Origin of the sequence: Amycolatopsis sp. NPDC023774 (genome assembly GCF_040639695.1) — a bacterium.
In the GTDB taxonomy this organism is placed as follows: Bacteria; Actinomycetota; Actinomycetes; order Mycobacteriales; family Pseudonocardiaceae; genus Amycolatopsis.
In genome coordinates, this window is sequence record NZ_JBFAAJ010000001.1 from 836,884 (window position 1) to 860,233 (window position 23,350).

The 23,350-nt window shown below is 70.8% G+C and carries 25 protein-coding genes, 2 tRNA genes and 1 pseudogene; 17 read left to right on the forward strand and 11 right to left on the reverse strand.

The annotated features are described in order from the left end of the window. Window positions 1–26 precede the first annotated feature (26 nt). The 3 genes from AB0F91_RS04170 (at window position 27) to AB0F91_RS04180 (ending at window position 2,935) form a co-directional block, all read left to right on the forward strand. A complete protein-coding gene (locus AB0F91_RS04170) occupies window positions 27–572 on the forward strand; it encodes a sigma-70 family RNA polymerase sigma factor (RefSeq protein ID WP_360594563.1) in 546 nt (181 codons plus the stop codon). Continuing rightward, window positions 572–1,282: a zf-HC2 domain-containing protein gene (locus AB0F91_RS04175; protein ID WP_360594565.1), complete on the forward strand. Its 711-nt coding sequence runs from the start codon at window positions 572–574 to the stop codon at window positions 1,280–1,282. Before AB0F91_RS04170 ends, AB0F91_RS04175 begins: the two co-directional genes overlap by 1 nt. 210 nt (window positions 1,283–1,492) lie before the next feature. Beyond that, window positions 1,493–2,935 carry a hypothetical protein gene (locus tag AB0F91_RS04180; protein WP_360594567.1) on the forward strand — a complete coding sequence of 481 codons (1,443 nt, stop codon included), beginning with the start codon at window positions 1,493–1,495 and terminating at the stop codon, window positions 2,933–2,935. 64 nt (window positions 2,936–2,999) lie between these two features. Here AB0F91_RS04180 and AB0F91_RS04185 read toward each other — a convergent pair whose 3' ends face one another. Next, window positions 3,000–4,358 carry an AMP-binding protein gene (locus AB0F91_RS04185; RefSeq protein WP_360594569.1) on the reverse strand — a complete coding sequence of 453 codons (1,359 nt, stop codon included), beginning with the start codon at window positions 4,356–4,358 and terminating at the stop codon, window positions 3,000–3,002. Window positions 4,359–4,465: 107 nt separating this feature from the next. Here AB0F91_RS04185 and AB0F91_RS04190 point away from each other — a divergent pair, with 107 nt between their 5' ends. The 3 genes from AB0F91_RS04190 to AB0F91_RS04200 all read left to right on the forward strand — a co-directional run bounded on the left by AB0F91_RS04190 (window position 4,466) and on the right by AB0F91_RS04200 (window position 6,542). Next, window positions 4,466–4,720 carry a transposase gene (locus tag AB0F91_RS04190; protein WP_360594570.1) on the forward strand — a complete coding sequence of 85 codons (255 nt, stop codon included), beginning with the start codon at window positions 4,466–4,468 and terminating at the stop codon, window positions 4,718–4,720. 118 nt (window positions 4,721–4,838) lie between these two features. Beyond that, the gene (locus tag AB0F91_RS04195; RefSeq protein WP_360594572.1) at window positions 4,839–5,216 is read left to right on the forward strand and encodes a hypothetical protein; all 378 of its coding nucleotides are present in this window, start codon (window positions 4,839–4,841) and stop codon (window positions 5,214–5,216) included. A gap of 255 nt (window positions 5,217–5,471) precedes the next feature. Then, window positions 5,472–6,542, forward strand: coding sequence for a glycoside hydrolase family 3 N-terminal domain-containing protein (locus AB0F91_RS04200; protein WP_360594573.1), 1,071 nt, complete (start codon window positions 5,472–5,474; stop codon window positions 6,540–6,542). A gap of 273 nt (window positions 6,543–6,815) precedes the next feature. On the opposite strand, the gene AB0F91_RS04205 is transcribed toward AB0F91_RS04200, so the two are convergent. The 3 genes and pseudogenes from AB0F91_RS04205 to AB0F91_RS04215 form a co-directional block, all read right to left on the reverse strand. After that, window positions 6,816–7,466 (reverse strand): MFS transporter, encoded by a 651-nt coding sequence (locus AB0F91_RS04205; RefSeq protein WP_360594574.1) that lies wholly within the window; start codon window positions 7,464–7,466, stop codon window positions 6,816–6,818. Further along, a pseudogene (locus tag AB0F91_RS04210) lies at window positions 7,447–8,022 on the reverse strand (MFS transporter); the annotation flags it as partial. The pseudogene AB0F91_RS04210 and the gene AB0F91_RS04205, both read right to left, overlap by 20 nt. Then, a complete protein-coding gene (locus AB0F91_RS04215; RefSeq protein WP_360594576.1) occupies window positions 8,019–8,513 on the reverse strand; it encodes a MarR family transcriptional regulator in 495 nt (164 codons plus the stop codon). The pseudogene AB0F91_RS04210 and the gene AB0F91_RS04215, both read right to left, overlap by 4 nt. A gap of 264 nt (window positions 8,514–8,777) precedes the next feature. Between AB0F91_RS04215 and AB0F91_RS04220 the strand changes: the two genes are divergently transcribed. The 3 genes from AB0F91_RS04220 to AB0F91_RS04230 all read left to right on the forward strand — a co-directional run bounded on the left by AB0F91_RS04220 (window position 8,778) and on the right by AB0F91_RS04230 (window position 10,296). Then, window positions 8,778–9,017 (forward strand): hypothetical protein, encoded by a 240-nt coding sequence (locus AB0F91_RS04220; protein ID WP_360594578.1) that lies wholly within the window; start codon window positions 8,778–8,780, stop codon window positions 9,015–9,017. Next, window positions 9,014–9,646: a hypothetical protein gene (locus AB0F91_RS04225; protein WP_360594580.1), complete on the forward strand. Its 633-nt coding sequence runs from the start codon at window positions 9,014–9,016 to the stop codon at window positions 9,644–9,646. Before AB0F91_RS04220 ends, AB0F91_RS04225 begins: the two co-directional genes overlap by 4 nt. A gap of 101 nt (window positions 9,647–9,747) precedes the next feature. Then, entirely contained in the window at window positions 9,748–10,296 is a 549-nt protein-coding gene (locus AB0F91_RS04230; protein ID WP_360594582.1) for a hypothetical protein, read from the forward strand. A 342-nt stretch (window positions 10,297–10,638) separates the two neighbouring features. Here AB0F91_RS04230 and AB0F91_RS04235 read toward each other — a convergent pair whose 3' ends face one another. Next, a complete protein-coding gene (locus AB0F91_RS04235; protein ID WP_360594583.1) occupies window positions 10,639–12,105 on the reverse strand; it encodes an alpha/beta fold hydrolase in 1,467 nt (488 codons plus the stop codon). A 123-nt stretch (window positions 12,106–12,228) separates the two neighbouring features. On the opposite strand from AB0F91_RS04235, the gene AB0F91_RS04240 reads away from it, so the two are divergent. From AB0F91_RS04240 to AB0F91_RS04260, 5 genes are all read left to right on the forward strand, one after another. After that, window positions 12,229–13,374 carry a CaiB/BaiF CoA-transferase family protein gene (locus AB0F91_RS04240; RefSeq protein WP_360594585.1) on the forward strand — a complete coding sequence of 382 codons (1,146 nt, stop codon included), beginning with the start codon at window positions 12,229–12,231 and terminating at the stop codon, window positions 13,372–13,374. Between the two features lie 61 nt (window positions 13,375–13,435). Next, on the forward strand, window positions 13,436–13,945 hold the full coding sequence (locus AB0F91_RS04245) for an isochorismatase family protein (protein WP_360594587.1): 510 nt from the start codon (window positions 13,436–13,438) through the stop codon (window positions 13,943–13,945). Between the two features lie 1,194 nt (window positions 13,946–15,139). Beyond that, window positions 15,140–16,498 carry an MFS transporter gene (locus tag AB0F91_RS04250; protein ID WP_360594589.1) on the forward strand — a complete coding sequence of 453 codons (1,359 nt, stop codon included), beginning with the start codon at window positions 15,140–15,142 and terminating at the stop codon, window positions 16,496–16,498. Continuing rightward, window positions 16,495–17,055 (forward strand): TetR family transcriptional regulator, encoded by a 561-nt coding sequence (locus AB0F91_RS04255; protein WP_360594590.1) that lies wholly within the window; start codon window positions 16,495–16,497, stop codon window positions 17,053–17,055. Before AB0F91_RS04250 ends, AB0F91_RS04255 begins: the two co-directional genes overlap by 4 nt. A gap of 92 nt (window positions 17,056–17,147) precedes the next feature. Further along, window positions 17,148–17,714 carry a DUF4232 domain-containing protein gene (locus tag AB0F91_RS04260; protein WP_360594592.1) on the forward strand — a complete coding sequence of 189 codons (567 nt, stop codon included), beginning with the start codon at window positions 17,148–17,150 and terminating at the stop codon, window positions 17,712–17,714. 7 nt (window positions 17,715–17,721) lie between these two features. On the opposite strand, the gene AB0F91_RS04265 is transcribed toward AB0F91_RS04260, so the two are convergent. After that, on the reverse strand, window positions 17,722–17,925 hold the full coding sequence (locus tag AB0F91_RS04265) for a hypothetical protein (RefSeq protein WP_360594594.1): 204 nt from the start codon (window positions 17,923–17,925) through the stop codon (window positions 17,722–17,724). Between the two features lie 264 nt (window positions 17,926–18,189). Here AB0F91_RS04265 and AB0F91_RS04270 point away from each other — a divergent pair, with 264 nt between their 5' ends. Then, the gene (locus AB0F91_RS04270) at window positions 18,190–19,605 is read left to right on the forward strand and encodes an FAD-binding oxidoreductase (protein ID WP_360594595.1); all 1,416 of its coding nucleotides are present in this window, start codon (window positions 18,190–18,192) and stop codon (window positions 19,603–19,605) included. Window positions 19,606–19,621: 16 nt separating this feature from the next. Here AB0F91_RS04270 and AB0F91_RS04275 read toward each other — a convergent pair. From AB0F91_RS04275 to AB0F91_RS04285, 3 genes are all read right to left on the reverse strand, one after another. After that, window positions 19,622–19,696: transfer RNA gene (locus tag AB0F91_RS04275), tRNA-Val, on the reverse strand. Window positions 19,697–19,722: 26 nt separating this feature from the next. Beyond that, a tRNA-Val gene (locus AB0F91_RS04280) sits at window positions 19,723–19,794 on the reverse strand. Window positions 19,795–20,071: 277 nt separating this feature from the next. Next, complete coding sequence (locus tag AB0F91_RS04285) at window positions 20,072–21,259, reverse strand: MFS transporter (protein WP_360594596.1); 1,188 nt, start codon at window positions 21,257–21,259, stop codon at window positions 20,072–20,074. 120 nt (window positions 21,260–21,379) lie between these two features. Between AB0F91_RS04285 and AB0F91_RS04290 the strand changes: the two genes are divergently transcribed. After that, window positions 21,380–21,700, forward strand: a complete 321-nt coding sequence (locus AB0F91_RS04290) for a transcriptional regulator (RefSeq protein WP_360594597.1) — start codon at window positions 21,380–21,382, stop codon at window positions 21,698–21,700. Between the two features lie 24 nt (window positions 21,701–21,724). Here AB0F91_RS04290 and AB0F91_RS04295 read toward each other — a convergent pair whose 3' ends face one another. Then, window positions 21,725–22,162, reverse strand: coding sequence for a helix-turn-helix domain-containing protein (locus AB0F91_RS04295; protein WP_360594599.1), 438 nt, complete (start codon window positions 22,160–22,162; stop codon window positions 21,725–21,727). Between the two features lie 161 nt (window positions 22,163–22,323). Here AB0F91_RS04295 and AB0F91_RS04300 point away from each other — a divergent pair, with 161 nt between their 5' ends. After that, window positions 22,324–22,524, forward strand: coding sequence for an SH3-like domain-containing protein (locus tag AB0F91_RS04300; protein WP_360594601.1), 201 nt, complete (start codon window positions 22,324–22,326; stop codon window positions 22,522–22,524). 225 nt (window positions 22,525–22,749) lie between these two features. Here the strand turns inward: AB0F91_RS04300 and AB0F91_RS04305 are convergent, their stop codons facing one another. Next, complete coding sequence (locus AB0F91_RS04305) at window positions 22,750–23,334, reverse strand: NAD(P)H-binding protein (protein ID WP_360594602.1); 585 nt, start codon at window positions 23,332–23,334, stop codon at window positions 22,750–22,752. Window positions 23,335–23,350 lie beyond the last annotated feature (16 nt).

Below are 23,350 nucleotides of genomic sequence, written 5' to 3' on the forward strand. Positions count from 1 at the left end.
TGCGGGACTCGGGAGGGTGGTAGCGGATGGCCGGGTTGAGGACCCGTCATCGCCAGCAGGTCGCCGACGAGGCTCTCGTGCGCTCGCTGTTCGAGGAGCACGGCAAGGCGATGCTGGCGTACGCCACAAGGCTGCTCGGTGATCGAGCGGCGGCGGAAGACGTCGTGCAGGAGGCACTGGTGCGCGCTTGGCGACACCCCGACAGCCTGGTCAACGGCAAGGGCTCGGTGCGTGGCTGGCTGCTGACCGTGGTGCGGAACTTGGTCACGGACAAGATCCGGGCGCGCGCCGTGCGGCCCACGGAGGTGGCGGAGTCGCCCACCACCGTGCCGGTGGCGCGCGATCACTCCGACCAGGTCGTGGACTCGATGGTGGTGCTCGCGGCGCTGGACGACCTGAGCGCCGAGCACCGCGAAGTGCTGGAACACGTGTACCTGCACGGGCGGACGGTCGGTGAGACCGCCGAGAAACTGGGCATACCACCGGGCACGGTGAAATCGCGCTCGTACTACGGGTTGCGCGCTTTGCGCGAGCAGTTCCGGTCGCAGCGACTGGGAGTGGGGGCCGCCTGATGAACACTTCGCACAGCGACCGGTTCGACCTCGAGGCCTACGTGGCAGGCGAGGCGGGCACAACCGACCAGCAGGACGTCGAGCAGCACTTGACGACCTGCGCGGAGTGCCGGGAGGAGGTGGAGTCATTGCGTGAGATGCAGGAGTTCCTGGGCGCGTTGCCGCCCGAAGCGGTGCTCGACGGGCCGCCGGACGACGCGGACCTGCTGCTGCAACGCACGTTGCGGCAGATCAGGTCGGAGTCGGCGGGTGCCCGCGGCCGGGGCCGGATCCTGGCCGCGTCAGCGGCGGTCGTCGTCGCCGCGGCGGCGCTGGGCGCGGGCGTGCTCGTCGGCAAGTCGGGCGACAGCGGAGCGGGAACGGCCGTCGCCGCGCCGCCGGTGTCCGCGCCGGCCACTGTGGCACCGGGAACCCGCTTCGTGACGGGGGAGTCCGCCTCGGGGGCACGGCTCAACGTCGCCGTCACCCCGGCGGTCGGCTGGGTGCGGCTCAACGCGTCCGTCACCGGCATCCCGGAGGGGCAGAAGTGCCGGCTCGTGGTGGTCGGCAAGGACGGCAGCCGGGAGATCGCGGGCAACTGGCTGGTGTCGGACAAGGCCGCGAGCGACGGCGTGAACCTCGACGGTTCGGCGCTCGTCGACCCGGCGAACGTCGCGTCGGTGCTCGTGGAGAACACCGACGGGCACCAGTTCGTGTCGGCCTCGCTGTAGGTTCTTCGAAGGGCGCGCTGCCCGTTCGTCCAGTGTGGACTGGATGAACGGGCAGCGCGTTTTTTGCCGTGCTGGCAGGGAGTTCCCGTTTCAGGCAGCTGTGACCGCCGTCACGAAACTTCGGTGAACCCTCACGGGGACCACACCCGTGTACCGGTCATCGAAGGCTCGCCATCTCCGGCAGCCGGCTCTGACAGGGAGAAACCCGAAATGTTGCGTACTCGAGTTGCGATGCTCGCCGCCCTGGTGGCGACGGGTGTGGCGGCGCTGACGGCGTGCGGTTCCACCGCCGGCACGCCGAGTGCCGCGCCGGTCGGTGGCGGGGGTGCCGACCTGGCTTCATCGGTCAACTTCCTGACCGGCACGGCCCAGGAGAACGGCGCGCCGCAGAACACCGGTGACTTCGCCGACCCGGCCGACACCGACGCCGCCGAGCAGTGGGTGGAGCTCGACGCCGGTTCCGCGTCCGGCCTGAACCCGGTGGTGCTGAACGGAAAGGGCTTCTTGCTCTACCGCTTCGACAAGGACAGCCCGAAGCCGCCGACGTCCAACTGCAACGGTGACTGCGCCAAGACCTGGCCGGCGGTCACGGTGAAGCCGGGCGGCAAGGTGTTCCTCAACGGTGTCGACAAGAACGACGTCGGCTTCGTCAAGCGCCAGGACGGCACTCTGCAGGTCACGATCGGCAACTGGCCGGTGTACAAGTTCAGCGGCGACTCGCAGCCGGGCCAGGCCAAGGGCCAGGGCGTGGGTGGCACGTGGTTCGGCGTCACGCCGGAGGGTGGCAAGGCGCAGGCCTCGCAGGAGGGCACGGACCCGACGACCGGCGTCGATTACAAGACCGGTACCGCCAAGGAAAACGGCGCCGACCTGAGCCAGGGCGACGACTACAAGGGCCCGCGAACCGACGACGCGGCGATGAAGTGGGTGCAGCTGACCCGCGGTTCGGCCGGTGGCCTGAACCCGATCGTCCACGACGGTGCCGGCATGACCCTCTACCGCTTCGACAAGGACAGCCCGAAGCCGCCGACGTCCAACTGCAACGGTGACTGCGCCAAGACCTGGCCGCCGGTGCTCGTGAAGCCTGGCTCGCGCATCTTCGTCAACGGTGTTCCCGCCGCCAAGATCGGCATCCTGACCCGCGCCGACGGCACGCGCCAGGTCACCATTGGCGGCTGGGCGCTCTACCGCTTCTCCGGCGACAAGAAGGCCGGCGACATCAACGGTGAAGGCGTCGGCGGCACCTGGTTCGCCATCTCGCCGACCGGTGGCAAGGTCCTGCCGAAGGGCGGCGCCCCCGCCTCCAGTGGCCCGGCGGCCCCGCCCGCGTCGTCTTCCTCGACCGCGACCCCGCCCTCGTCGAGCACCACGACTCCTCCCGGTGGCGTGACCCTCGGCAACGGCAGCGCGATCCTGGACAGTGGCATCAACTTCTCCGAGCCCAACGGTTCCTTTGGGGTGTCCGGCCCGGGCTGTGTCGCCAACCCGCAGCCGACGCAGGTTTCCTCGATCCAGCTCAGCGGTGGCCCGGTGAAGCTCTGGAAGGGCCCGAACTGCACCGGCCAGTCGATGGTCATCACGGCCAGCGTGCCCGACCTGGGCAAGATCGGTTTCGACAAGCAGGTCGCCTCGATCCGCTTCGGCGATAAGTGAAGTAGTCCATAGCCGAAGAGCCGGGGTGTGCACCGACGGGGGGTGCACACCCCGGCTCTTCCTTTTACGCGATGTGGCGGGAATGGCCGGCCCAGAAGGGTTCGGCCAGTTTTCTTTTGTCCACTTTGCCCACGGGGGTGAGGGGCAGTTCGTCGACGAGGTCCACGGTGGACGGTACGAAGTGGTCCCCGCCGAGTTCTTCGCGGACATGGTTGCGGAGTTGGGTTTCTGTCGTGTTCGGGTGTGCCACGACGACGGCGTGAACCAGCTCCCCTTCGCCGTTCGGTCCGGGTACGGCGAAGACGGCCGCGGCTTTGACGTCGGGGTGGGTGAGCAGCGTGTGCTCGATGGCGGTGGAGGCGACCTTGGTGCCGTGCTCGCCGGTGACGATCACGTCGGCGATGCGGTCGTGGAGGTAGAGGTAACCTTCGTCGTCGAAGTGGCCGAGGTCGCCGGTGGGGAGCCAGTTGTCGGCGATCGGGGGTTCGCCGTGGTAGCCGTCCATCATGGACAGGCCGCGGACGAGGATCTCGCCGTTTTCCGTGCGGGCCTCCATGCCCGGGACGATTCGTCCTACGGAGCCGAGGCGGTGGTGTTGGGTGAGTTCTTCCGCGGAGATGCTCGCGATCATCGGTGCTTCGGTGAGGCCGTAACCCTGGCCGACTTTTGGGCCGAAGGCGGCGAGCGCCTGGGCGAGCCTTTTCGGTGGAAGCGGGGCGGCGCCGAGGGAGAGGGACTTCAGGCTGGAGACGTCGGTGCTCGCCAGCGCCGGGCTGTCGAGCACCTTCGCCAGCCTGGGGGGTGTGAGGGAGAGGCTGGTGACTCGGTGGGTCTCGATGTCGTTGAGCAGCTCTTCGGCGTCGAAGCTTGCGCGGAGGACGACTTTGTTGCCGCTGAGCAGCGCTCCGAGTGCCGCGGCGTTCCCGGTCATGTGCGTGAGCGGGGCGGTGATGAGGACGGTTTGCTCGCCGTCGGGGGTGAAGATGTGGGCCATGCCGTCGTAGATGCCGGTGTGACGGATGAGTTTGGGTGTGCCGGTGGTGCCGCCGGTGGGGAAGATCGCCGTCGCCCGGTCTGGTGTGGTGGCCGGAGTGGACGGTTCGCCGGCGGTGAGCTCGTCGAGGTCGATTCGGGTGGCACCGGTCTGCTTGAGGGCTGCTTCCCGGGCCGGCTTGCTGGCTGACGCTGCCACGAGCAGGACTTCGAGCCCCCGCAGCTGCGCGGCGACCTGCGCGAGGATCACTTCGGGCCGGTTGGGCGAGTCGATCGCCACGACGCCGGTCGTGCCGCTGAGTCCGGTGTGGATCCGGCGGAGCGTGTCGGCTGCCGCGCCATAGGTGGTCGCGCGCCCTTCGTGGTGGAAGAGCACGGTGTCGCCACCCCGGTCGAGCATGGTGAGGACGCGGGTCAGGAAGTAGCTCACGTGCGGCACGGTAGTCCTACTGCTCCGGCCCATGTGGTGCGGCAGCAAGCGCTGCGGGATCCGGTGTCCCCCGTGGGGTTGTGGTCTCGGCCGCAGGGCGGAGCCGGATGCTGCCTGGTGTGTCGCGGTTTCAGTTGCTGTCAGACGAGCAGTGGGTGTTGATCGAGGGTCTGCTGCCGGTTCGTACCGGCGAACAAGGCCGACCGTTTTCGGGTGCGCGGTTGATGGTGGAAGGGATCATTTACCGGTATCGGTGCGGGATTGCGTGGCGGGATGTGCCGGCGGTGTTTGGTCCGTGGCAGACGATCTGGACCTGGCAGCGCCGGATGGCCGGCGACGGAACCTGGGACGCCATGCTGTAGCGGTTGCTGACCGCCGCGGACGCGGCCGGCCTGATCGATTGGTCGGTATCGGTGGATTCCACGATCGCCCGGGCGCATCAGCACGCCACGAACATCATCCGCTCCACGGGAGGCTGGGTTGGATTACACGGATCTGCTGGCCGAGCCGCTTGATCATGCCGTAGGCCGCTCGCGTGGCGGGTGGAGCACCAAAGTGCACCATCTCGTCGACGGGAACGGGCGGCCACTGGTAGCTCTAATCGGTCCGGGGCAAGCCGGGGACGCGCCGATGTTTCCGCACCTGATGCGGCATCTGCACGTCGCTCGCCGCGGCCGCAACGTCGTCGAACGACGGTTCAGCCTGCTCGAACACCGGGCGTTGGCAACTCGCTACGACAAATTTGCCCTCGCCGACCGATCAGCAGTCGTCCTGCAGGCCGTCACCACTTGGACGAAAGAATTGTCAGACGCACCCCAGGCCGAGCTGTGGATAACCCAGCATCAGATGAGCTTCTGAGCGATTTTCGTCGGGGGTGGGCGATAGACTGGACGTGGGACGCCCCCCTTTGGGAGGGCGGGGGATTTCGGTGGCTCCATTCGGCCGATTCAGGGTTGCCGGATTGGTGTAGACGCGTTCGTCCGGTGGGCGCGCGTATCGGGAATTCGGCCGGGCCGCGGCATTCGTAGATTTCGGACATCGCGCGCCCTTCGGTCGGAGCGTTTCCGCTCGTCACCCGCAGGCGTTACCGTGGGGCGCGCTGGAGGGAGTGCCATGAAGCGAATCGTGCAGGTGGTGGCCGCCATCGCGGTGGCGGTGGTGACGGTGGGGGCGGTGCCGGGGGCGGCGGGCGCCCGGGAGCTCACGCCGAGGCAGCTGGCGGGCCAGCGGGTCATCTACTCGTACGCCGGGTTGACGCCGCCGGAGCAGCTGCTGCAGAGGATTCGCGCGGGTGAAGCGGGTGGGGTGATCTTCTTCGGCGAGAACATCTCGTCGAGCAGCCAGATCGCGGGCGTGGTGAAGCAGCTTCGCGACGCGGCGGCGCAGAGTCCGGTGCGCGAGCCGTTGCTGTTGATGACCGACCAGGAAGGCGGGCAGGTCCGGCGGCTGCCGGGCGAGCCGACGCTGTCGGAGAAGCAAGTGGGGCAGTCGGCGAACCCGGAGGCGGCGGCGAAGGCGGCCGGCACGGGCGCCGGGAAGAACCTCACGGGCGTGGGGATGAACGTCAACCTCTCGCCGGTGCTCGACGTCTACCGTCAGGCCGGGAACTTCATCGACGAGTACGGCCGCTCGTACTCGAGCGACGCCACCACGGTGGGCACTCTGGGACGCGACTTCGTCGCCGCGGAGCAAGCCACGGGCGTCGCGTCGACGGCGAAGCACTTCCCCGGGCTGGGGGCCGCGCCGGCGGGGAGCAACACCGACGTCGCGCCGGTGACGTTGAACGTGCCGCTTCCCGAGCTGCGTACGAAGGACGAAGCGCCGTACGCGGGGACGGCCGCGAAGCTCGTGATGCTGTCGTGGGCCGTGTACCCGGCGCTCGACGCGAGCCACCCGGCGGGCCTCTCGCCGACCGTCGTGCAGGAAGAACTGCGCCGGCGCGACGGCTTCGGCGGCGTCACCATCACCGACGCCCTCGAGGCCGGCGCCCTCCAGGATTACGGCGACACCGGCAACCGCGCGGTGCTCGCCGCGAAGGCGGGCGTCGACCTCATCCTCGCCTCCGGCCGCGACGTCAACCAAGGCGACGCGGCGGCCGACGCACTCGCGAAGAACCTCGGCGCGATCCCGGACTTCACGGCATCGGTGGACCGGATTTCGACTCTGCGCAAGGGGTTGGCCTAGTCTCGAACGGCGAACGCCGCAAGCTCGGCGACGGCGCGCGTGGGCCACCGATGACGGCCGCCGCGACGCAGAGGTCCGCGCGGGCATGGCGCTCGCGGGGGTTGCGGAGGTTTGGCCGGGTCATTTTCGCCACGCAGGCTCGGCGTGGTCATGGCGACACCGGCGAGCAGCCAGACACTTCTGTGCGAACCGCCGCCGGCTCGGCGTCCTCGTGGCTACGGCGGCGCCGCACGGCGGGCCGCCGCTGCCGGCTGTCCGCGAAGCCCGACCCGGTCACTTCAGCGCGAACCGCCGCAGGCTCGGCGTCGTCATGGTGACGGCCGCGACCGCGGCCACGCACAGCAACCCGCCGCTGACGAGCGACGCCAAGGCGGACGTCGGCGCCGCCACCAAACCCGCGCGCACGTTGCCGAGATCCGGCCCCGCCTGTCCGACGATCTGCTCCGCCGCGGCAACCCGCCCGAGCAGCTCGTCGGGCGTGTGCAGCTGCACCACGGTGCTCCGCGAAACCACCGACACCGTGTCCGCCGCACCCGCCAGTGTCAGGAAACCCAGGCCCAGCCACGGATCCGTGGTGAGGCCGAACAACGTCAGCGAGAGACCCCAGGCGGCCGACCCCGCCAGCATCACCATCCCCGGTCGCGGCAGGCGGGTGAAGACGCCGGAGAACACGGACGCCGCCACGCCCCCGACGGCGATCGCGGTGAGGAACAGGCCGAGGGTGCGGGGACTGCCGCCGAAGCGTTCGGCGTTGACGAGCGGGAAGAGGCTCGTCGGCATGGACAGGACCATCGCGGCGAGGTCCGTGAGGAGCGCACCGCGCACGACGGGGGTGCGGACGAGGAACGCGAGGCCGTCGGCGATGCCGCGCAGGCCGGGGCGCGCGGAGGCGCGCCGGCAGGCCGAAGGCGCCGTAGAACGCACAGCCGAACGTCACGGCGTCGACGGCGTAGCAGGCCGTCACGCCGACCCAGCCGATGAGCACGCCGCCGATCGCGGGTCCGAGCAACAGGCAGCCCTGGAAGGAGATCCGGTTGAGCGCGAGCCCGGCGGCGAGCTGTTCGCGCGGCAGCAACCGGGGGATGAACGTGCGCGACGCCGGCCCGCTGCCCGCGACGAAACACGACTGCACCACGAGGATCGCCAGCACGCCCCCGACCGGGAACCCCGGGGCCGCGCTCTGCGCCACCAGCAGCACCGAGCACGCGGCCTGCGCCACCGTCATCACCAGGTAGAACCGCCGCCGGTCGACGCGGTCCACGAGCGTGCCCGCGAACAGTCCGAACACGACGATCGGCAACGCCTGCGCGAGCCCGACGGCGCCGGTCCACACGGTGCTGCCCGTGCGTTCCCAGACCTGGAACAGCACGGCCACGAGCGTCAGCTGCGCGCCGAGCACCGAGCACGTGCGCCCGACCCACAGCCGCCGGAACTGCGGCGAAGTGCGCAACGGCGTCACGTCGAGCAGCTGCGCCCTCATCTCCAGGCCTCGTCGCCTTCGAGCTTCTCGGCGATGCGGTCGTGGAAGCTCTTGCTCGCCAACGCTTTCTCGACGTCCGCGACCACCTTGCTCAACGGGTACGGGATCTCGGCCTCGAGGTCGGCCAGCGCCGCTTCCGACGCGCGCCACTCCGCCGCGAGCCGGCCGACGAGCTCCTCGGCCTTGGGTGTGAGCACCACCTTCTTGCTGCGCGCGTCGTCGCCCGTGGTGGTCGTGACCAGGCCGGCCTTGCGCATGGCGGCCACCTTCTGGCTCAACGCCGAGTGCGTCCGCTCGACCGACGCCGCCAGCTCGGTGATCGTCATCGGCCCGCGCGCGTGCAGGCGCAGGAGCTCCATGACGAAGCTCGGTTTGAGGCCTTCGATGCCGCGCTCGGTGTAGAGGCGGCCGATGTCGTCATCCATCGCGTTCAGCAGCAGGCGCATGGGACGCCAGAGGCTCTGTTCGGTGGGATCGGTGAACTCGGGCATGCGGGCAAGTGTAACAGGGCTTATATAAGTGCTGTTGTAATAGGTTTGTCCGAGGGCAGGTGTTCCGGTGACCGGGAAAGCGGCCGATTCGTTGTGAATCAAGGGAAATCGTGTCCCTCGACGCCGGTTCGGAAGTCGATCACACGGGTACTTTTCCGGCGCTGGTAAAGAATTCCCCACCACTGCCGGCTTGGAGGATGCGTGCGTCACGAGCCGAGATTCACCCGTCGAGCGGTATTCACGGCGGCTTTCGCGGGAATGGTCGTGAGCGCGCGTGGGGCGGTGTCACGACGCGTGCCGGCGGGGGCGCTTCCGCCACTGTCCTCCACTTCGCAACCACCACCGTCGCCACCGCCCCTTCCGCTGCCGAACGCGCTGGCCACGAGCCTGCTCGTCGGCTTCTGCGGTGCGCCGCACGCGAAAGCCCTCGGCGAGATGACCGGTGATCTCGCGGCGGCGGGCGTGAGCTCGTCGGGCAAGCGGGGGCGTACCGGCAGGCGGTGACGCCCGTCGTCGAGCTCATCGCCACGGCCGTCCACCGCACGCCCGGGCCCGACGGCATGTACCGCACCCGCACGTCCGACAGCACGATCGCCGAGTACCTCGTCGAAGCGAGGGCCCTCAAGGGCGTGTTGCTGCTCAACACCCAGCCCGGCCGCACGGATTTCCTGCCCGAGGTGCGGGCGTACGAGCGGTGGCTGGCCGAGCCGGACGTCGGCGTCGCGCTCGACCCGGAGTGGGCCGTCGAGCCGGGCGTGGTGCCGGGGGAGAAGTTCGGGCGGACCACGGGCGCGGAACTCGACGGCGTCGCGACTTACCTCGCCCGGCTCGCCCACGACCGTCGACTGCCCGACAAGATCATGGCCTACCACCAGGTCGCGGCTTCGATCGTCCGCGCCGAGGCCGCGTTGCGCGCGCACCCGGGGGTGTCGATCGTGAACGTCGTCGACGGCATCGGCAGCGCGGCGGCGAAGAAGGCGACCTGGCGCACGCTCATGGCCGCCAAGCCCGCGCACGTGCTGGCCGGCTTCAAGCTGTTCTTCGAGGAGGACACGCGCCACGGTGCCGCGCTGATGACCCCGTCCGAGGTACTCGCGCTCACGCCGAAACCCTCGTACGTCGTGTATGAGTGAGCGCCCCCGATCCGGGTGACACCCACGCGTGTGGTCATCCGCTCGGCGGCGGAAGGAACGGGCACTCTTGCTGCGGACCCTCCACGACGGGAGCAGCTCGCATGCACGCCTGGTGGCCCCTCGCGACGGTCGCCGCGGTGTTCGCGGCACTCGCCCTGGTGCACCTCCGCCGCTCGGCCCTGCCACGTGGCACCAGGCAGCCGGCCGCGGCGCCTTCGGCCCGGCGGCTGCTGTCTCCCGAACCGCCCGCCGTCGCGCAGCGCGGCCGGGCCCGCCACCGCGGGGAACCGGCCACGCGTTCTCGCGGCGAGGCAGACCCGCTGGCGCGTTACCCCCTCGCACGGCAACGTCCGGTGCCCAACGCCCTCGCCCAGCACCTCGGTGGCCCGGGCTCGACGCCGACGCGACCGTTCGCGCTCCCGCAGCCCCGCAACCGCGACACCGACTCGCGGAACTGGCCCGCCGCCGCACCCCCGCGCCCGACCCCACCGGCCCGGCGCCGCAACCGCCCCGGCAAGATCATCACCGACCCGGCCTGGCCGGGGCCCCCGGTTTCCCGGTCCCGCCCGGCGGCTCCCGATCCGTCCGGACGGGACCGGGAACCGCGCGCCCGACCTACCCGCCGCGATCGCGACCACCCCGACGGTTGACGACCGGCTCGCGGCCGTGGAGATCCGGCTTCGGAACGATGACCGCGGCAAACCCCGGCTTCGGCGCTGTGTGCCGCTTCGGCGATCCTTGTCGGCCGGAGTGTCGCGGGGATCGGAACCGCCCGACGTTCGGCGGGCGCGGCCGGCGGCGTCGTGATGACGGCCGGCCGAGATCAGAGCCGTCAAGACTCGCGGCCCCGAAGATCGTGATCACCCGGACGGTTGACGGGCGCCACCGCCGGGTACGTAAGGGACAGCCCGCCGCTGTGGTCCCTCCCCCCCACCTCTGCGGCGGCGGGCGCGGGCCGGGCCCCTGCACCGGGGCCCGGCCCTGCCAAAGTCCTATGTGGACGAGGCCGTCGGCTCGCCAGGACAGGTGCCTGTGGCGGTCCGGCCGGTGCTGAAGAACTCCACCGCCTTCGACCCGCACGCCACGAGGTCGAGGGAGCCGTGCGCGCCGTTGTCGACGGTCAGGAGCGAGCCGCCGATGTGGCGGCGCATGTCCTGCGCCCACGACGCGGGAGTGGTCGTCTCCGTGCGGTGGCCCACCAGCTGCAGCGGGCTCGTGCCGCGAGCCAGGTGCCACGGCTGCTTCGGCAGCGGCCACCCCGCGCACCAGTGCTGGTAGCCGGCCATGCCGTGGAACAGCGGTGACGCCGCCTGCCGCTGCTGCTCTTCGCGCCACATCGCGGGTTCGCTCGGGTCGGTGCCCTGGTCGTTGCACAGCACGGAAACCTGCATGAGCAAGCCCGCGAAATGGCTGTCCTCGAGGCCGAAGCCGGTGAACTCCGGCTCGTTCCCGACGAGCGGCGGGTTCTTGCCGTCGCGCAGGGCGGTGAGGGTGTCGGCCATCGCGGTCCAGTGGGACTGCTGGTAGGTCAGCACGGTGCGGAGGTTGCCGCCGCTGAACGTCAGCGGTTTGCCCTCGGCGGTGACCTGGCGAGGGTGGGCGTCGAGGTCGGCGGCGAGGGCGGTGACGTCCGCGCGGATCTTCGCCGCGTCGGTGCCGAGGTGGTACTGGCCGTCGCGCGCGGCGAGCCAGGCGGCGAAACGGGAGAAATTGGCTTCGGCGGCGTCGACCTGGCCGTTGTTCATCGTGCGGAGGCTGAATTCGGGCGGCATCACGGAGTCGAGCAGCATGCGGTCGACGTGCTGGTCGTAGCGGCTGCGGTACACGGCGCCGAGCGCGGTGCCCCACGAAACCCCGTAGAAGCCGATCTTCCCCTCACCCAGCGCGAGCCGGATCTGGTCGAGGTCGCGGGCCACGACGTCGGTCGACAGGCTCGCGATGAACTGGGGGTCGTACGCGGTGCAGCGGGTGTTCTGCTTGGCCGTCTGCTCGTAGCCCTGCCGGTACTGCTCGGCGGGCGACGCGCTCGGGTCGGGGTTCGGGCCGTCCTCCGGAGCGACGTCGCATTCCTTACCATCGCTGAAGCCGACGCCGCGGGGGTCGAAGCCCACGATGTCGTGGTCCACGCCCATGCCCGCCACCGTCGTGTGGCTCAGGGTGAGCGGCATGTCGAGCCCGGAGTTGCCCGGCCCGCCGGGGTTCACCACGATCACGCCCTGGCGCTTCTCCGGCGACGTCGCCTTCAGCCGGCTGACCATCAGGTCGAGGCGGCGGCCGTCGGGGTGGGCGTAGTCAAGCGGGACGGAGACCTTCGCACACTCGGTGCGCGCGTCGGTCCGGTCCCACTCCTTGATCAGGGTGCGGCACGGAGTCCAGGCGAGTGCCGCGTGCGCGGGCGTCGCCGCGACGACCGCGGGCAGCGCGACGGCGACCGCCAGCAAGGGGACGAGCTTCATCATGATGATCATCATCGCGGCGTGCGAGGTAGGCCGCCTCGGGCGATCGGGTCACAAACCCGGCCGATCGGCTGATGTGCCTCCCGCAGGTAGCCTGGCGCGACGGTTGCCGGCGAAAGGATTTCGATGCTGCCCCTGTCCGGAATCACGGTGGTTTCCCTCGAGCAAGCCGTGGCGGCTCCGTTCGCGACGCGGCAGCTCGCGGACCTCGGCGCGCGGGTGATCAAGGTCGAGCGGCCGGGTTCGGGGGATTTCGCGCGGTCGTACGACGCCACCGTGCGCGGGCTGTCGAGCCACTTCGTGTGGCTCAACCGCAACAAGGAGTCGATCGCGCTGGACCTCAAGCAGCCGGCGCAGCGGCGGGTGCTCGACGCGTTGCTGGAGCGCGCGGACGTGTTCGTGCAGAACCTCGCGCCGGGCGCGGCTTCGCGCCTCGGGCTCGGGTCGGAGGCGCTGCTGGCGCGTCACCCGCGGCTGATCGTCTGCGGCATCTCCGGCTACGGCACCGACGGCCCGTACCGCGACAAGAAGGCGTATGACCTGTTGGTGCAGTGCGAAACCGGCGTGCCCGCGCTCACCGGCTCGCCCGAGGAGCCGGCGAAGACGGGCATCCCGGTCGCGGATCTGGCCGGCGGGATGTACGCGTACAGCGGCGTGCTTTCGGCGCTGTACGAGCGCGAACGGACCGGTCGCGGGCAGGCGTTTGAGGTGTCGTTGTTCGACGCGCTCACCGAGTGGGTCGGGTTTCCGCTGTACTACACCGTTTACGGCGGCACGCAGCCGGCGCGAACGGGACTTTCGCACGCTGCCATCGCCCCGTATGGCCCGTATGTGTGCGGTGACGGCGAGACGGTCTTCCTCGCCGTGCAGAACGACCGCGAGTGGCGGCGGCTGTGCGTCGACGTGCTGGAGCGCGCGGAGGTCGCGGACTCCTTCGCCACCAACGACGAGCGCTCGGCCCGCCGCGACGAGCTGCGCGCCGTGATCGAGGAGGCCTTCGCGCCGCTGGACTCGGCGACGGTGCTCTCCCGCCTTGACGCGGCATCGATCGCCAATGCCCGGCTGCGGACCATCGCGCAGCTGGCCTCGCACCCGCAGCTGGCCGAACGCGGGCGCTGGGGCTCGGTCGATTCGCCGATGGGGCCGTTGCGGGCCTTGGTTCCGCCCGTGACGGTGGCGGGTCGGGAACCGCGGTTCGACCCGATTCCCGACGTGGGGGAGCACACCTCGGCGCTGCTCGCGGAGCTGGGTTTCGAGGGGATGCCGGACTGACGGGTATCGCCGGTGGTTGTGGTCGGCGTTTTTTGTCGGGGGTGGGTGCCATGCTGGCGGCATGGTCCCCGTGCTGCTCTTGATCGACGTCCAGAACAACATGCTCCGCCCGCCCGAACCGGTGCCCTCGGCGGCCACCGTCGCCCCGGCGATCGCGGCGGTGCTTTCCCGCGCGCGTGCCGCCGGCGCGCCGGTGGTGCACGTGCGCAACAACGGCGCCGGCGACGATCCCGACGTGCCCGGAACGCCGGGCTGGGCCCTGGTCCACGACGTCCTCCCGGGCGAACACGTGGTGGACAAGACCACACCCGACTCCTTCGCCGGCACTGCCCTGTCCACCCTCGTGCCCGCCGGCGCGCACCTCGTCGTCGCCGGTATGCAGAGCGACTTCTGCGTTCGCGAGACGACCCTGGAGGCCCTCCGGCGCGGCCATCCGGTCACCTTGGTCACCGACGCCCACGCAACCTACGACGGCTCCGTTCCCGCTGCGGAGACCTCCGCAGCGGTTGCCGCCGAACTGGCCACCGCGGGCGCCTCGCTGGCCTCGAGTGAGGTGGTCCGCTTCGGCTGACGGAGATCACAGCCGCCGCACCGCGGCTCGGGAGTAGGGTAAGTCATCAGGTGATGACATCAACTGATGACTGAGGTGTGCTGCGATGTCCCGAATGCGCACGACGTCCGCGGTGGGCGAGCTGCGTGGCGCACCCTGGCGGCCTGCAAGCTGGAGGCTGCCGGGGTGGGTCGGTGAGCCGATGCCGCAGGGGTTCTTGCCTGGCGAGCGCCGGTCGTCCGGGCGACCCAGGTGCCGTCGCGGCGACTTGGCAGACCTGTGGGTTGTCGGCACGTGCGCTGCGGGTGTGCGGTGAGCGGGCCGGAGAAGCCGCCCGTCCGCGCTTCGGGCGAGGTGCCGGAGTGCAGCGTGCCCGAGACCGGCGGCGCGCCGCGATGTTCGGCGACCGGTGTGAGCGAGGGTGATTCGCCGGTGCGCGGTCCAGGGGTGGCGTTGGGCGGGCCCGCCCTCAATACCGACGGCGGGCGGCCCGCGCGTGCCGCGAGCGAGGTGGCGACGTGTGCCGCAGGTGCGCGGCAGCCCCGCGATCCGGGCGCGGAGCCGGAGTCGGGCGCGCCGGTCTTCGGTGCCGGCGGCGGGCAGCCTGCGCGCGCTGTGGGCGAGGCTGTGGGGCCTGCCAGAGCTGCGCGGCAGGTGCGCGCTCCGGGCGCGGCCCCGGTGCTCGGCACGGACGGCGGGCGGTTCGTGGACGCTGTGGGCGACGCGGCGAGCTCTGCCGGAGGTAAGTGGGAGCGATGCGGTCGGGGTGTGGCGCCGGGGTTGGGTGGGCCTGCCCCCAATACCGACGGCGGGCGGTTCGTGCGCGCTGTGAGCGAGGCTGCGGAGTCTGCCGGAGGTAAGTGGGAGCGATGTGGTTCGGGTGTGGCCCCGGGTTTGGGCGGGCCTGCCCTCAATACTGACCGCGGGCAGTCTGCGCGTGCTGTGGGTGAGGCTGCGGTGTCTGCCGGTGGTAAGTGGGAGCGGTGCGGTCGGGGTGTGGCGCCGGGGTTGGGCGGGCCTGCCCTCAATACCGACGGCGGGCGGTTCGTGCGCGCTGTGAGCGAGGCTGCGGGGTCTGCCGGTGGCGAGCGGCAGGCGCGCAATCCGGGTGCGGAGCCGGAGGTGGGCGGGCCCGTCTCCGACGGCGCGCGGCCCGTGCGTGCCACGAGGGAGGTAGGCGAGAGCCGCAGTGCTGTTCGAACCGCGCGGGGGTTGGTGCCCACGTTGGTGTTCCTCGGGCTCGTCGTGGCGGTGATCAGCAGCCTGGGGGCGCCGCTGATTCCGGCGGTGGCCGAGGTGCACCGGGTGTCGCTCGGGAATGCGCAGTGGTCGTTGACGGTGACGTTGGTGGTCGGGGCGATGGTCACGCCCGTGATGGGCCGGCTGGGCGACGGGCCGGCGCGGCGGGGCGTGATGCTGGGCGGGCTGGGGCTCGTGGTGCTGGGGTGTGTGCTGGCGGCGTTGCCGTTCGGGTTTGTGGCGTTGCTGGTGGGGCGCGGGTTGCAGGGTGCGGGGCTGGGGCTGACGCCGCTGACGATCGTGACGGCTCGGGAAGCGTTGGAGCCCGCGAAGGCGAGGCCGACGATGGCGATCCTGTCGATCACGACGGTCGCCGGGGTCGGGCTCGGGTATCCGATGACCGGGTTGATCACGGAGCTGGGCGGCCTGCCGGCCGCGTACTGGTTCGGGGCGGTCGTGGCGGCGGTTGCGCTGGCGGCGGCGATCAAGGTGGTGCCCCACGCCGTGAACGCCGGGGCGAAGCGGCTGGACGTGCCGGGGGCCGCGCTGCTGGGGGTGGGGCTCGGCGCGTTGCTGTTGTGGATCAGCAAGGGTGAGGAGTGGGGCTGGGGCTCGGAGGCGTCGGTCGGATCGGTGAGCATCGCGGTGGGCGCGCTGGTGGCGTGGGTGTGGCACGAGGGACGCAGCAGCCACCCGCTCGTGGAGCTGCGGTTGTTGCGGCTGCCGGGGGTGCTCGCGGCCGACGTCGCGGCTCTCTTGTCCGGCACGGGGATGTATTTGCTGACGTCGTTGATGGTGCAGTTCGTCCAGACGCCGCCGGCCGACGGCGGGCTCGGCGGCTCCGTGGTGGTGGCGGGGCTGGTGTTGCTGCCGTTTTCGATCGGCAGCCTGCTCGCCAGCCGGATCGCGCCGCCGGTGATTCGGCGCGGGTGGGGGCGTGTGCTGATCCCCGGGGCTTCGCTGGTCGGCTTGGTGAGCGTCGGGGTGTTCGGCTTCGTGCGCCACGACTACGTGGTGCTCACCGTCGTCATGGCGGCCACCGGGCTCGCCGTCGGCACGGTTTTCGCCGTGCTGCCCGGCATGATCACGCGCGGGACGCCCCCGCACGAGACCGGCAGCGCGATGAGCTTCAACCAGGTGCTGCGCTACGTCGGCTACTCCACCGGCAGCGCGCTCAGCGCCGCGATCCTCGTCGGGCACACTCCGGATGGTCAGCACTTCCCGAACGCCCTCGGCTACACCGTCGCCGCCTTCGCCGGGGTGGCGGTGTGGGTGCTCGCCGCGGTGTTCGGCATGCTGCTGCCCGGAAAAACGACCGAAGGAGCGCGCCGATGACGGACCGAGCCACGCCACGGCGCCGGGATGCCGGGCGAACGCGGGCCGCGTTGCTGGAGGCCGCGGCGGAGTTGTTCGCGGAGCGAGGGTACGCGCAGGCGACGATTCGCGACATCGGCGAGCGGGCGGGCGTCGATCCGGCGATGATCGCGCGGTACTTCGGGGGGAAGGCGCAGCTGTATGTCGCCGTGTTGCAGGAGGAGACGGGGGACGAGGAGCTGGCCGACCTCGGGGACGCCGAGCGGTTGCGGGGGTTGGTCGGGCGGGCAGTCAGGCAGGGGCCGGGCCCGCTGTACCAGGTTGCGCTCCAGCCGCATGACGACGCGAAGGCCAACGAGTTCTCGCGGGAAGAGCTGCATCGCCGGATTGTCACGCCGCTCGCGCGTCGGCTGGCCTCCGAAGGGGTCGAGCAGGCGCAGGCGCGCGCGGAGGTGCTGACGGCAGCGTTCGCGGGCGTGCTGATCGGGCGGACGTCGGGTGCGTTGCCAGAGCTCACGGCGCTCGACGAAGGGAGCCTCGCGGCCTTGGTGACGCGGCTGGTGTCCTCTATGGAGTGAATTGGGCACCGAAAATGCCTCCCCATCCCGGAACCTGTTTCGGGAATCAGCCGTCCTGGGTAGTGAGAAGCCGTCCAATAAGGGGAGTGCACATGCAGGGTAAGACGATCGTCGGTGGTATCGCGGTGTTGTTCGCGTTGACGGCTTGTTCGAGCACTACGCCACCGCCGGCCGCGCAGCAGCCGACGCCCACCGCGGCGGTGAACGCGGACAAGCCGGCCGTCCAGCAAGAGAGCCGGCAGTCCTTCCACGCCGAGCTCACCATCCAGGACCAGGGCCTCGGCCTGCTCGCCCTCGAGAACACCGGCAAGGACCCCGTGACGATCCAGGGCTGGCCGGCGCTGCAGTTCCTCGCCGCCGACAACTCGCCGCTCAAGGTGCCGACGCAGAACGTCGACATCCCCGGCGCGGGCCCGTCCATCACGCTGCGCCCGGGCACCAACGCGTTCGCCGGCGTCAAGTGGGAGACGGGCGACAAGGGCAGCACCGACACGTTCGTGGCGACCACCCTCAAGCTCACCCCGCCCCACGGCACGAGCGCGACGGTCGTCGACGTGATCGGCACGGACGGCAAGAAGGCCGGCTACTCCGAGTTCGACCTCACCTCGGTCAAGGTCGGCACACTGCAGCCCAGCACCCAGGGTGTGCTGGTCTTCTGACCACGCCTCAGCGGACGCGCAGGTCGTCCAAAGCGGACAGGTTCCACGACATCCCGTGGCCCGGCCGATCCGGCGGGGCCACGCGTCCGTCGTGGACGTGCAGCTCCGGCGGGAAGTGCGGGCTCAACGTCGCACCGAATGCCTCCGCGCCGGCCGAGATCCGCGGCCATTCGGTGACGCCACCCGTCAGCGGCACCTCGGGCCGAAGCACAGGTGCCCGATCATCCCCTAGCGGTCGAACTCGACCGGATCGGACTTCGCCCGAGCCGGGGTCGCGGCGCACGTCCCGCGGGGTGGGATTCCGAAAGCGGGTGGGATCCCGAAGGCGCCGACCTGGGCGGCGCCGCGGCCGCGGGATGTCCCGGCCCGGTGAGGTGCCCCATCGTCCCTCTGCGACGGTGACCTGCGTCGCAAGTCTGATTCGCGTTTCACGGGCCCCGTGAGGCTGGGTTCGTCGAGTGCGAAAGGCGAGCGGATGAGCCCTTACGAGACGGCGGCGTCGGAGTCGCTGACCCCAGCCGAGGTCGCCGGGCTGGCGAGGCGGCTCACCGGTCCCGTCGTGCTGCCCGGCGACGCGGGGTTCGAAGCCGAGTGCGCGACCTTCAACTTGGCCACGCCCATGCGGCCCGCCGTCGCCATTGGGGCGACCACCGTGGCCGACGTGCGGGAGGCGGTGCGGTTCGCGGCCGATCGGGCCCTGCCGATCGCCGTGCTCGCCACCGGGCACCAGGTCGTGAACCGGGCGCGCGGTGCGGTGCTGGTCACACTGTCGCGAATGGACGCCGTTGAGGTCGACCCGGTGGCCGGAATCGCGCGCGTGCAGGGCGGCGCGCGCTGGAGCCAGGTCACCGAACAGGCCGGCGAAAGCGGGCTCGCGGGCGTGAGCGCCGCGTCACCCACGGTGGGGGTCGTCGGCTACCACCTCGGTGGCGGGCACAGCCCGATTCTCGGGCGGACACACGGATACGCCGCCGACCACGTGCGCGCGTTGCGGGTCGTCACGGCCGACGGTGCCGTGCGCGAGGTGACCGCTGGGGGCGAGCCTGAGCTGTTCTGGGGCCTGCGTGGTGGCAAGGGGAACTTCGGCGTGGTCACGTCGATGGAGTTCTCGCTGTTCCCCGTGCGGTGCTTCCACGGTGGCGGCTTGTTCTTCGCGGGGGAGTACGCCTCGACGGTCTTGCACGCCTGGCGGGAGTGGGTGACGGCGCTGCCGCGGGAGATGTCGTCGTCGATCGCTTTCCGGCGCCGCTCGCCTCTGGCGGACTTCGCGGTCCACGTGCGGTTCTCGTCCCTCGGTTCGCCCGCCGAGGCGGACGCCGTGCTCGCGCCGCTGCGGGCCCTCGCCCCGGCCGTGCGCGACACCGTCGCCGAGACCGCGTACCGCGACGGCCACCGCCTGCACCTGGACCCGTTGGCGCCCGTGGGTTGGCTGGAGCGCTCGGCGGCCCTGCGGTCGTTCCCGGCCGAGGCAGCCGACGCGCTGCTCGCCGCGGCGGGCCCGGGTTCCGGCACCGAGCCTGGATTCGTGGAGGTGCGGGCGCTGGGCGGGGCGCTGGCCGACGAGCCCGCCGTGCCGAACGCCGTCAGCGGCCGCGGCGCGCCGTGGGCCCTCGTCGCGTCCGGTGGGCAGGAAGCCGGCGCTCAGCTCGATGCCCTCGTCGAGACGCTCGCGCCGTGGTCGCAGGACGAGCGGAACGCCAACCTGCTGGCAGCCGGCCAGGCCACGACCCCCGCCGAGGTGCGAGCCGCGTACGGTCCCGCGCGGTACGAGCGGCTCGCACAGCTCAAGCGGCGCCACGACCCGCAGAACCTGTTCCGCGTCAACCACAACATCGCGCAGGCAGCGAGCACGCCGGTGCCCTGGACAGCACGATGGCCCCGGATCGAGTGATCCGGGGCCATCGTGGTGGTGGGCGATACTGGGATCGAACCAGTGACCTCTTCGGTGTGAACGAAGCGCTCTCCCCCTGAGCTAATCGCCCTCCAGGTGAGTCCACATCGGACTACGTGCGCGATACTGGGATTGAACCAGTGACCTCTTCCGTGTCAGGGAAGCGCTCTCCCGCTGAGCTAATCGCGCGCTGCGGGAAACCAGCTTAGCGAACCCCTTCCGGGCCCCGTCACGGGGGCCACCCTCCCGCCGCGCCGCAGTCCGGGGGGCCTGTGGAGGGCCCCAGGGGCTGCCCGGCGACGGCGTCGCCGGCACGGTCGCTGCTGTCGGCGGTGCTGGCGCTGAGCACGTGGGTCGACCGAGCACCAGGCGCAGATCCGCGGGAACCAGGCCGCGTTCGACGCGGAGTTCCAGGAGACCGGGAAGCCCGAGTGACCCCGGACAGCCGCGGGGTCACTCGGACGTCTCAGTGCTCGGCCGCGACCGGAACCGGCGCCGCTGGGGCCGGACGGCGGGTGTGGACGAACCGGGCCGACACGATCGAGGCGACCAGACCCAGCGCGAGGAAGATCAAGCCGAACGGGCCGAGGTTGTAGGCGCCGAACGCCGCGATCCCGGCCGCGCCCGTCAGCCCTGAAGCGGCCGTCGCGAGGTAGGTGGCGGAGGCGTTGAGGCCGATGCTCACCGGCGCGTGCTCGGGCGAGACCTCGACGAGCCGGTGCTGCAGCGGCACCAGCGTCGCCCAGCCGCAGACACCCCAGACGAACAGCGCGACGGCCGCCGTGGCGAAGGTGCGGCTGCTGAAGGGGAGCAGCGCGAAGTCGATGCCGACGACCACGACCGCCACGGCGATGATGCGCTGGCCCGGGATGCGGTCGGTGAGGTGCCCGGCTGTCACACTGCCTACGGTGGCGCCCGCGCCCCAGAGGAACAGCAGGATGGCCAGCGCGATGCCGTTGCCGCCGGTGGCGCGGCCGAACGACTCGCCGACGAACGTGTAGTTCGTGAACAGGCCGGTGAACACCAGCAGCGTCGTGAGCAGCGTGAAGCCGATGCGGGCGTCCTTCATGGTCGCCAGCCGCTCGCGCAGCCCGGCGACCTGGGCGGCGGGGACCGCCGGCAGGAGCACGGCGACACCCACGGCACCCAGCACAGCGAGCGCGGCGACGAACCACAACGTCGTCTGCCAGTTGGTCTGTGAACCGATCACGGTGCCGATCGGCGCGCCCAGCGCGGTCGCGGAACTGAGGCCGGCCATGACCACGGCCAGGGCGCGCCCGCGTTGGTGGGGCTCCACGAGCGACGCCGCCGTCGCGCTGGCGGTCGGGGTGAACATCCCGGCGCCGAGGCCGGCGATCACGCGGCTGGCGAGCACCAGCGCGTAGAGCGGCAGGGTGGCGGTGAGGACGTTGCCGACCGCCAGGATCAGCAGGCCGGCGACCAGCAGCCGGTTGCGCGGCCAGTGCGCGGTGGTGGCGGCGATGAGGGGCGACGACACCGCGTAGGTGAAGGCGAACATCGTGACCAGGAGGCCGGTTGCGGCCGCGTTCGTGTGCAACGAGCGCGAGATCTCGGGCAGGATGCCCGCGATGACGAAGCCGTCCGTTCCCACGGCGAACGTCCCCAGAGCGAGAACGAGCAGGCGTCGGTACACGGGAAAATCCCTTCGAGGAAGTTTTGATGTACGTCAAACCATAGGAAGGTGCAACTTCTCCCGTCAAGGACTGTTTGATGAATCTGGTACCGTTGTGACTCAGGTCGCCGAGGAGGTGCTGTGGCTCGTTACCTGGAGGAACCGGATGTCGCCGACATCCGGTTCGACGACGTGCTCAACGCGATCGCTGACGACGCGCGGATGCGTGTGCTGGTGACCCTCGCCGACGGTGAGTTCCACCCGTGCGGGCCGGAAGGTCTGCTGGCCGCGCTGCACAAGTCGACGTTGTCGCACCACAAGAAGGTGCTGCGCGAGGCCGGGCTGACGCGGACGAAGCTGGAGGGCCGCAACTACTTCGTGCGCCTGCGCCGCGAGGATCTCGACGCGCGGTTCCCGGGGTTCCTTGACGCCGTGCTCGCCGGGCTGGCCGAAGTGTACTGATCCGTCCGAAGTGGACGGACGAGGTCATTTGAGCACGCGTGTGTCGTCGGCGCGGATCGGCGTGCCGTCGGGCGTCACGTAGGTGAGCCGCGGGATCGGCTCTTCCGTCTCCCGGTTCACGAGCAGCACGTGGTCTTCGCCCGGTTCGTACGCGTGGTCCTGGCCCCACTGCCGCAGGCTCACCACGAGGTCGAACAGGTCTTCGCCGCGCTTCGTCAGCACGTACTCGCGGTAGGCGCTGCCGTCCGAGGCGGGTTCGACGGACAGCACGCCGGCGTCGACGAGGTTTCGCAGCCGGTCGGCGAGGATGTTCTTGGCCACCCCGAGGTTGCGCTGGAACTGCCCGAACCGGCGGATCCCGTCGAACGCGTCGCGGATGATCAGCAGTGACCACTTGTCGCCGACGAGGTCCACCGTCCGCGCGACGGGGCACCGCGGGCTCGTCCACGTGCGCTCGCTCACTGCGGCCACCTCCGGTTGATGGTTGAATCCACCCTGGCCAGTCTGGTTGCAGTTTACTACTGGTTGGAGAGGTGGTGCGTCGGACGGGCCGTGCTCGCAACCTCGCCGGTGACCACATCGACGAGCCCGCGTGAGCGCCGACGGCCGAAGGATCGTTGCGCGTGCTCGATGTTCCGCCGGTGTTGGTGGTCGGCGACCGCGTGCGCACCCGAACGATGGCGCCGTCCGGGCACCCGCGGCCGGCCAAGTGCGTGCGCGGACACGTTGGGGTTGTCGAAGTCGTACAGCCGGCCTCGGTGCTGCCCGACTCCAACGCCTACGTCGCGGAGAATCGTATGTGGAGAAAATCGCGTGACTGCTGAGGAAACCGCCCGACGGTCGTCGGCCGCTCTGCGCACGGAGGTGCTCGAACAACTGCTCGGCGAACGCGGCCTGATCGACCAGGCCGTGGAACTCGTCGGCGCGCACATCGAACGCGCGCCGCGAGCGTTGATCGCGTACGCGCGGAAAAACGCTTGGACTCGTCGTTGGCCTGACTTTCCGTGGACGACGCCGGCCGGGCTGGCCCGGCCGGCGCATTCCCGAAATCAATCGACGATCGTCACGACACCCGTCGGCGCGTCGAGCGCGTCGACCGTGAGCTCGGCCGCGCGGTCGATGTGCACGCGGGGCTCGGCGGGCAAGGCGCCCTCGTTGTAGGTGCCGGGGCCGTAGAACTGGCCGTAGCTCAGCACCACGCCGCCTTCGGCCAGCACCGACTGCTCGAGGTCCTTCACCGCGACGGCGTCGGGGCCGTCCGGCAGCTGCCACGCCACGCTCTGCGCGAGGATCTTCGGCGCGCCGGCCGCCCGCGCGGCCTCGATCAGGTTGTGGTTGCCCTCCGTGCGGATGCGGGCGTTGCGTTCGGCGTGCTCACCGATCTTGGTGACGTCGTCGGGCAGGTCCGTGAGCTCGTTGAGCACGACGTGCGGCTGGAAGTCGCGGACGGACTGCACGAGGGCGTCGCGGTCGAAGACGTCGCACAGGATCGCGACGGCGCCGAGGTCGATCAACGATTCCATCTTGGCGGCCGACCGCGTCATGGCGCCGACCTCGTGCCCGGCCTCGACGAGCCGCGGGATCAGCCGCTGCCCGAGCACACCGGAGGCGCCGGCGAGGAATACCTTCATCATTTCTCCTTTGTTTATT

Coding starts and splice junctions, on each gene's coding strand:
- AB0F91_RS04170 (WP_360594563.1), top strand. CDS start 27: ATGGCCGGGTTGAGGACCCGTCATCGCCAGCAGGTCGCCGACGAGGCT.
- AB0F91_RS04175 (WP_360594565.1), top strand. CDS start 572: ATGAACACTTCGCACAGCGACCGGTTCGACCTCGAGGCCTACGTGGCA.
- AB0F91_RS04180 (WP_360594567.1), top strand. CDS start 1,493: ATGTTGCGTACTCGAGTTGCGATGCTCGCCGCCCTGGTGGCGACGGGT.
- AB0F91_RS04190 (WP_360594570.1), top strand. CDS start 4,466: ATGCTGCCTGGTGTGTCGCGGTTTCAGTTGCTGTCAGACGAGCAGTGG.
- AB0F91_RS04200 (WP_360594573.1), top strand. CDS start 5,472: ATGAAGCGAATCGTGCAGGTGGTGGCCGCCATCGCGGTGGCGGTGGTG.
- AB0F91_RS04215 (WP_360594576.1), bottom strand. CDS start 8,513: ATGCCCGAGTTCACCGATCCCACCGAACAGAGCCTCTGGCGTCCCATG.
- AB0F91_RS04230 (WP_360594582.1), top strand. CDS start 9,748: ATGCACGCCTGGTGGCCCCTCGCGACGGTCGCCGCGGTGTTCGCGGCA.
- AB0F91_RS04235 (WP_360594583.1), bottom strand. CDS start 12,105: ATGATGAAGCTCGTCCCCTTGCTGGCGGTCGCCGTCGCGCTGCCCGCG.
- AB0F91_RS04240 (WP_360594585.1), top strand. CDS start 12,229: ATGCTGCCCCTGTCCGGAATCACGGTGGTTTCCCTCGAGCAAGCCGTG.
- AB0F91_RS04245 (WP_360594587.1), top strand. CDS start 13,436: ATGGTCCCCGTGCTGCTCTTGATCGACGTCCAGAACAACATGCTCCGC.
- AB0F91_RS04255 (WP_360594590.1), top strand. CDS start 16,495: ATGACGGACCGAGCCACGCCACGGCGCCGGGATGCCGGGCGAACGCGG.
- AB0F91_RS04260 (WP_360594592.1), top strand. CDS start 17,148: ATGCAGGGTAAGACGATCGTCGGTGGTATCGCGGTGTTGTTCGCGTTG.
- AB0F91_RS04270 (WP_360594595.1), top strand. CDS start 18,190: ATGAGCCCTTACGAGACGGCGGCGTCGGAGTCGCTGACCCCAGCCGAG.
- AB0F91_RS04305 (WP_360594602.1), bottom strand. CDS start 23,334: ATGATGAAGGTATTCCTCGCCGGCGCCTCCGGTGTGCTCGGGCAGCGG.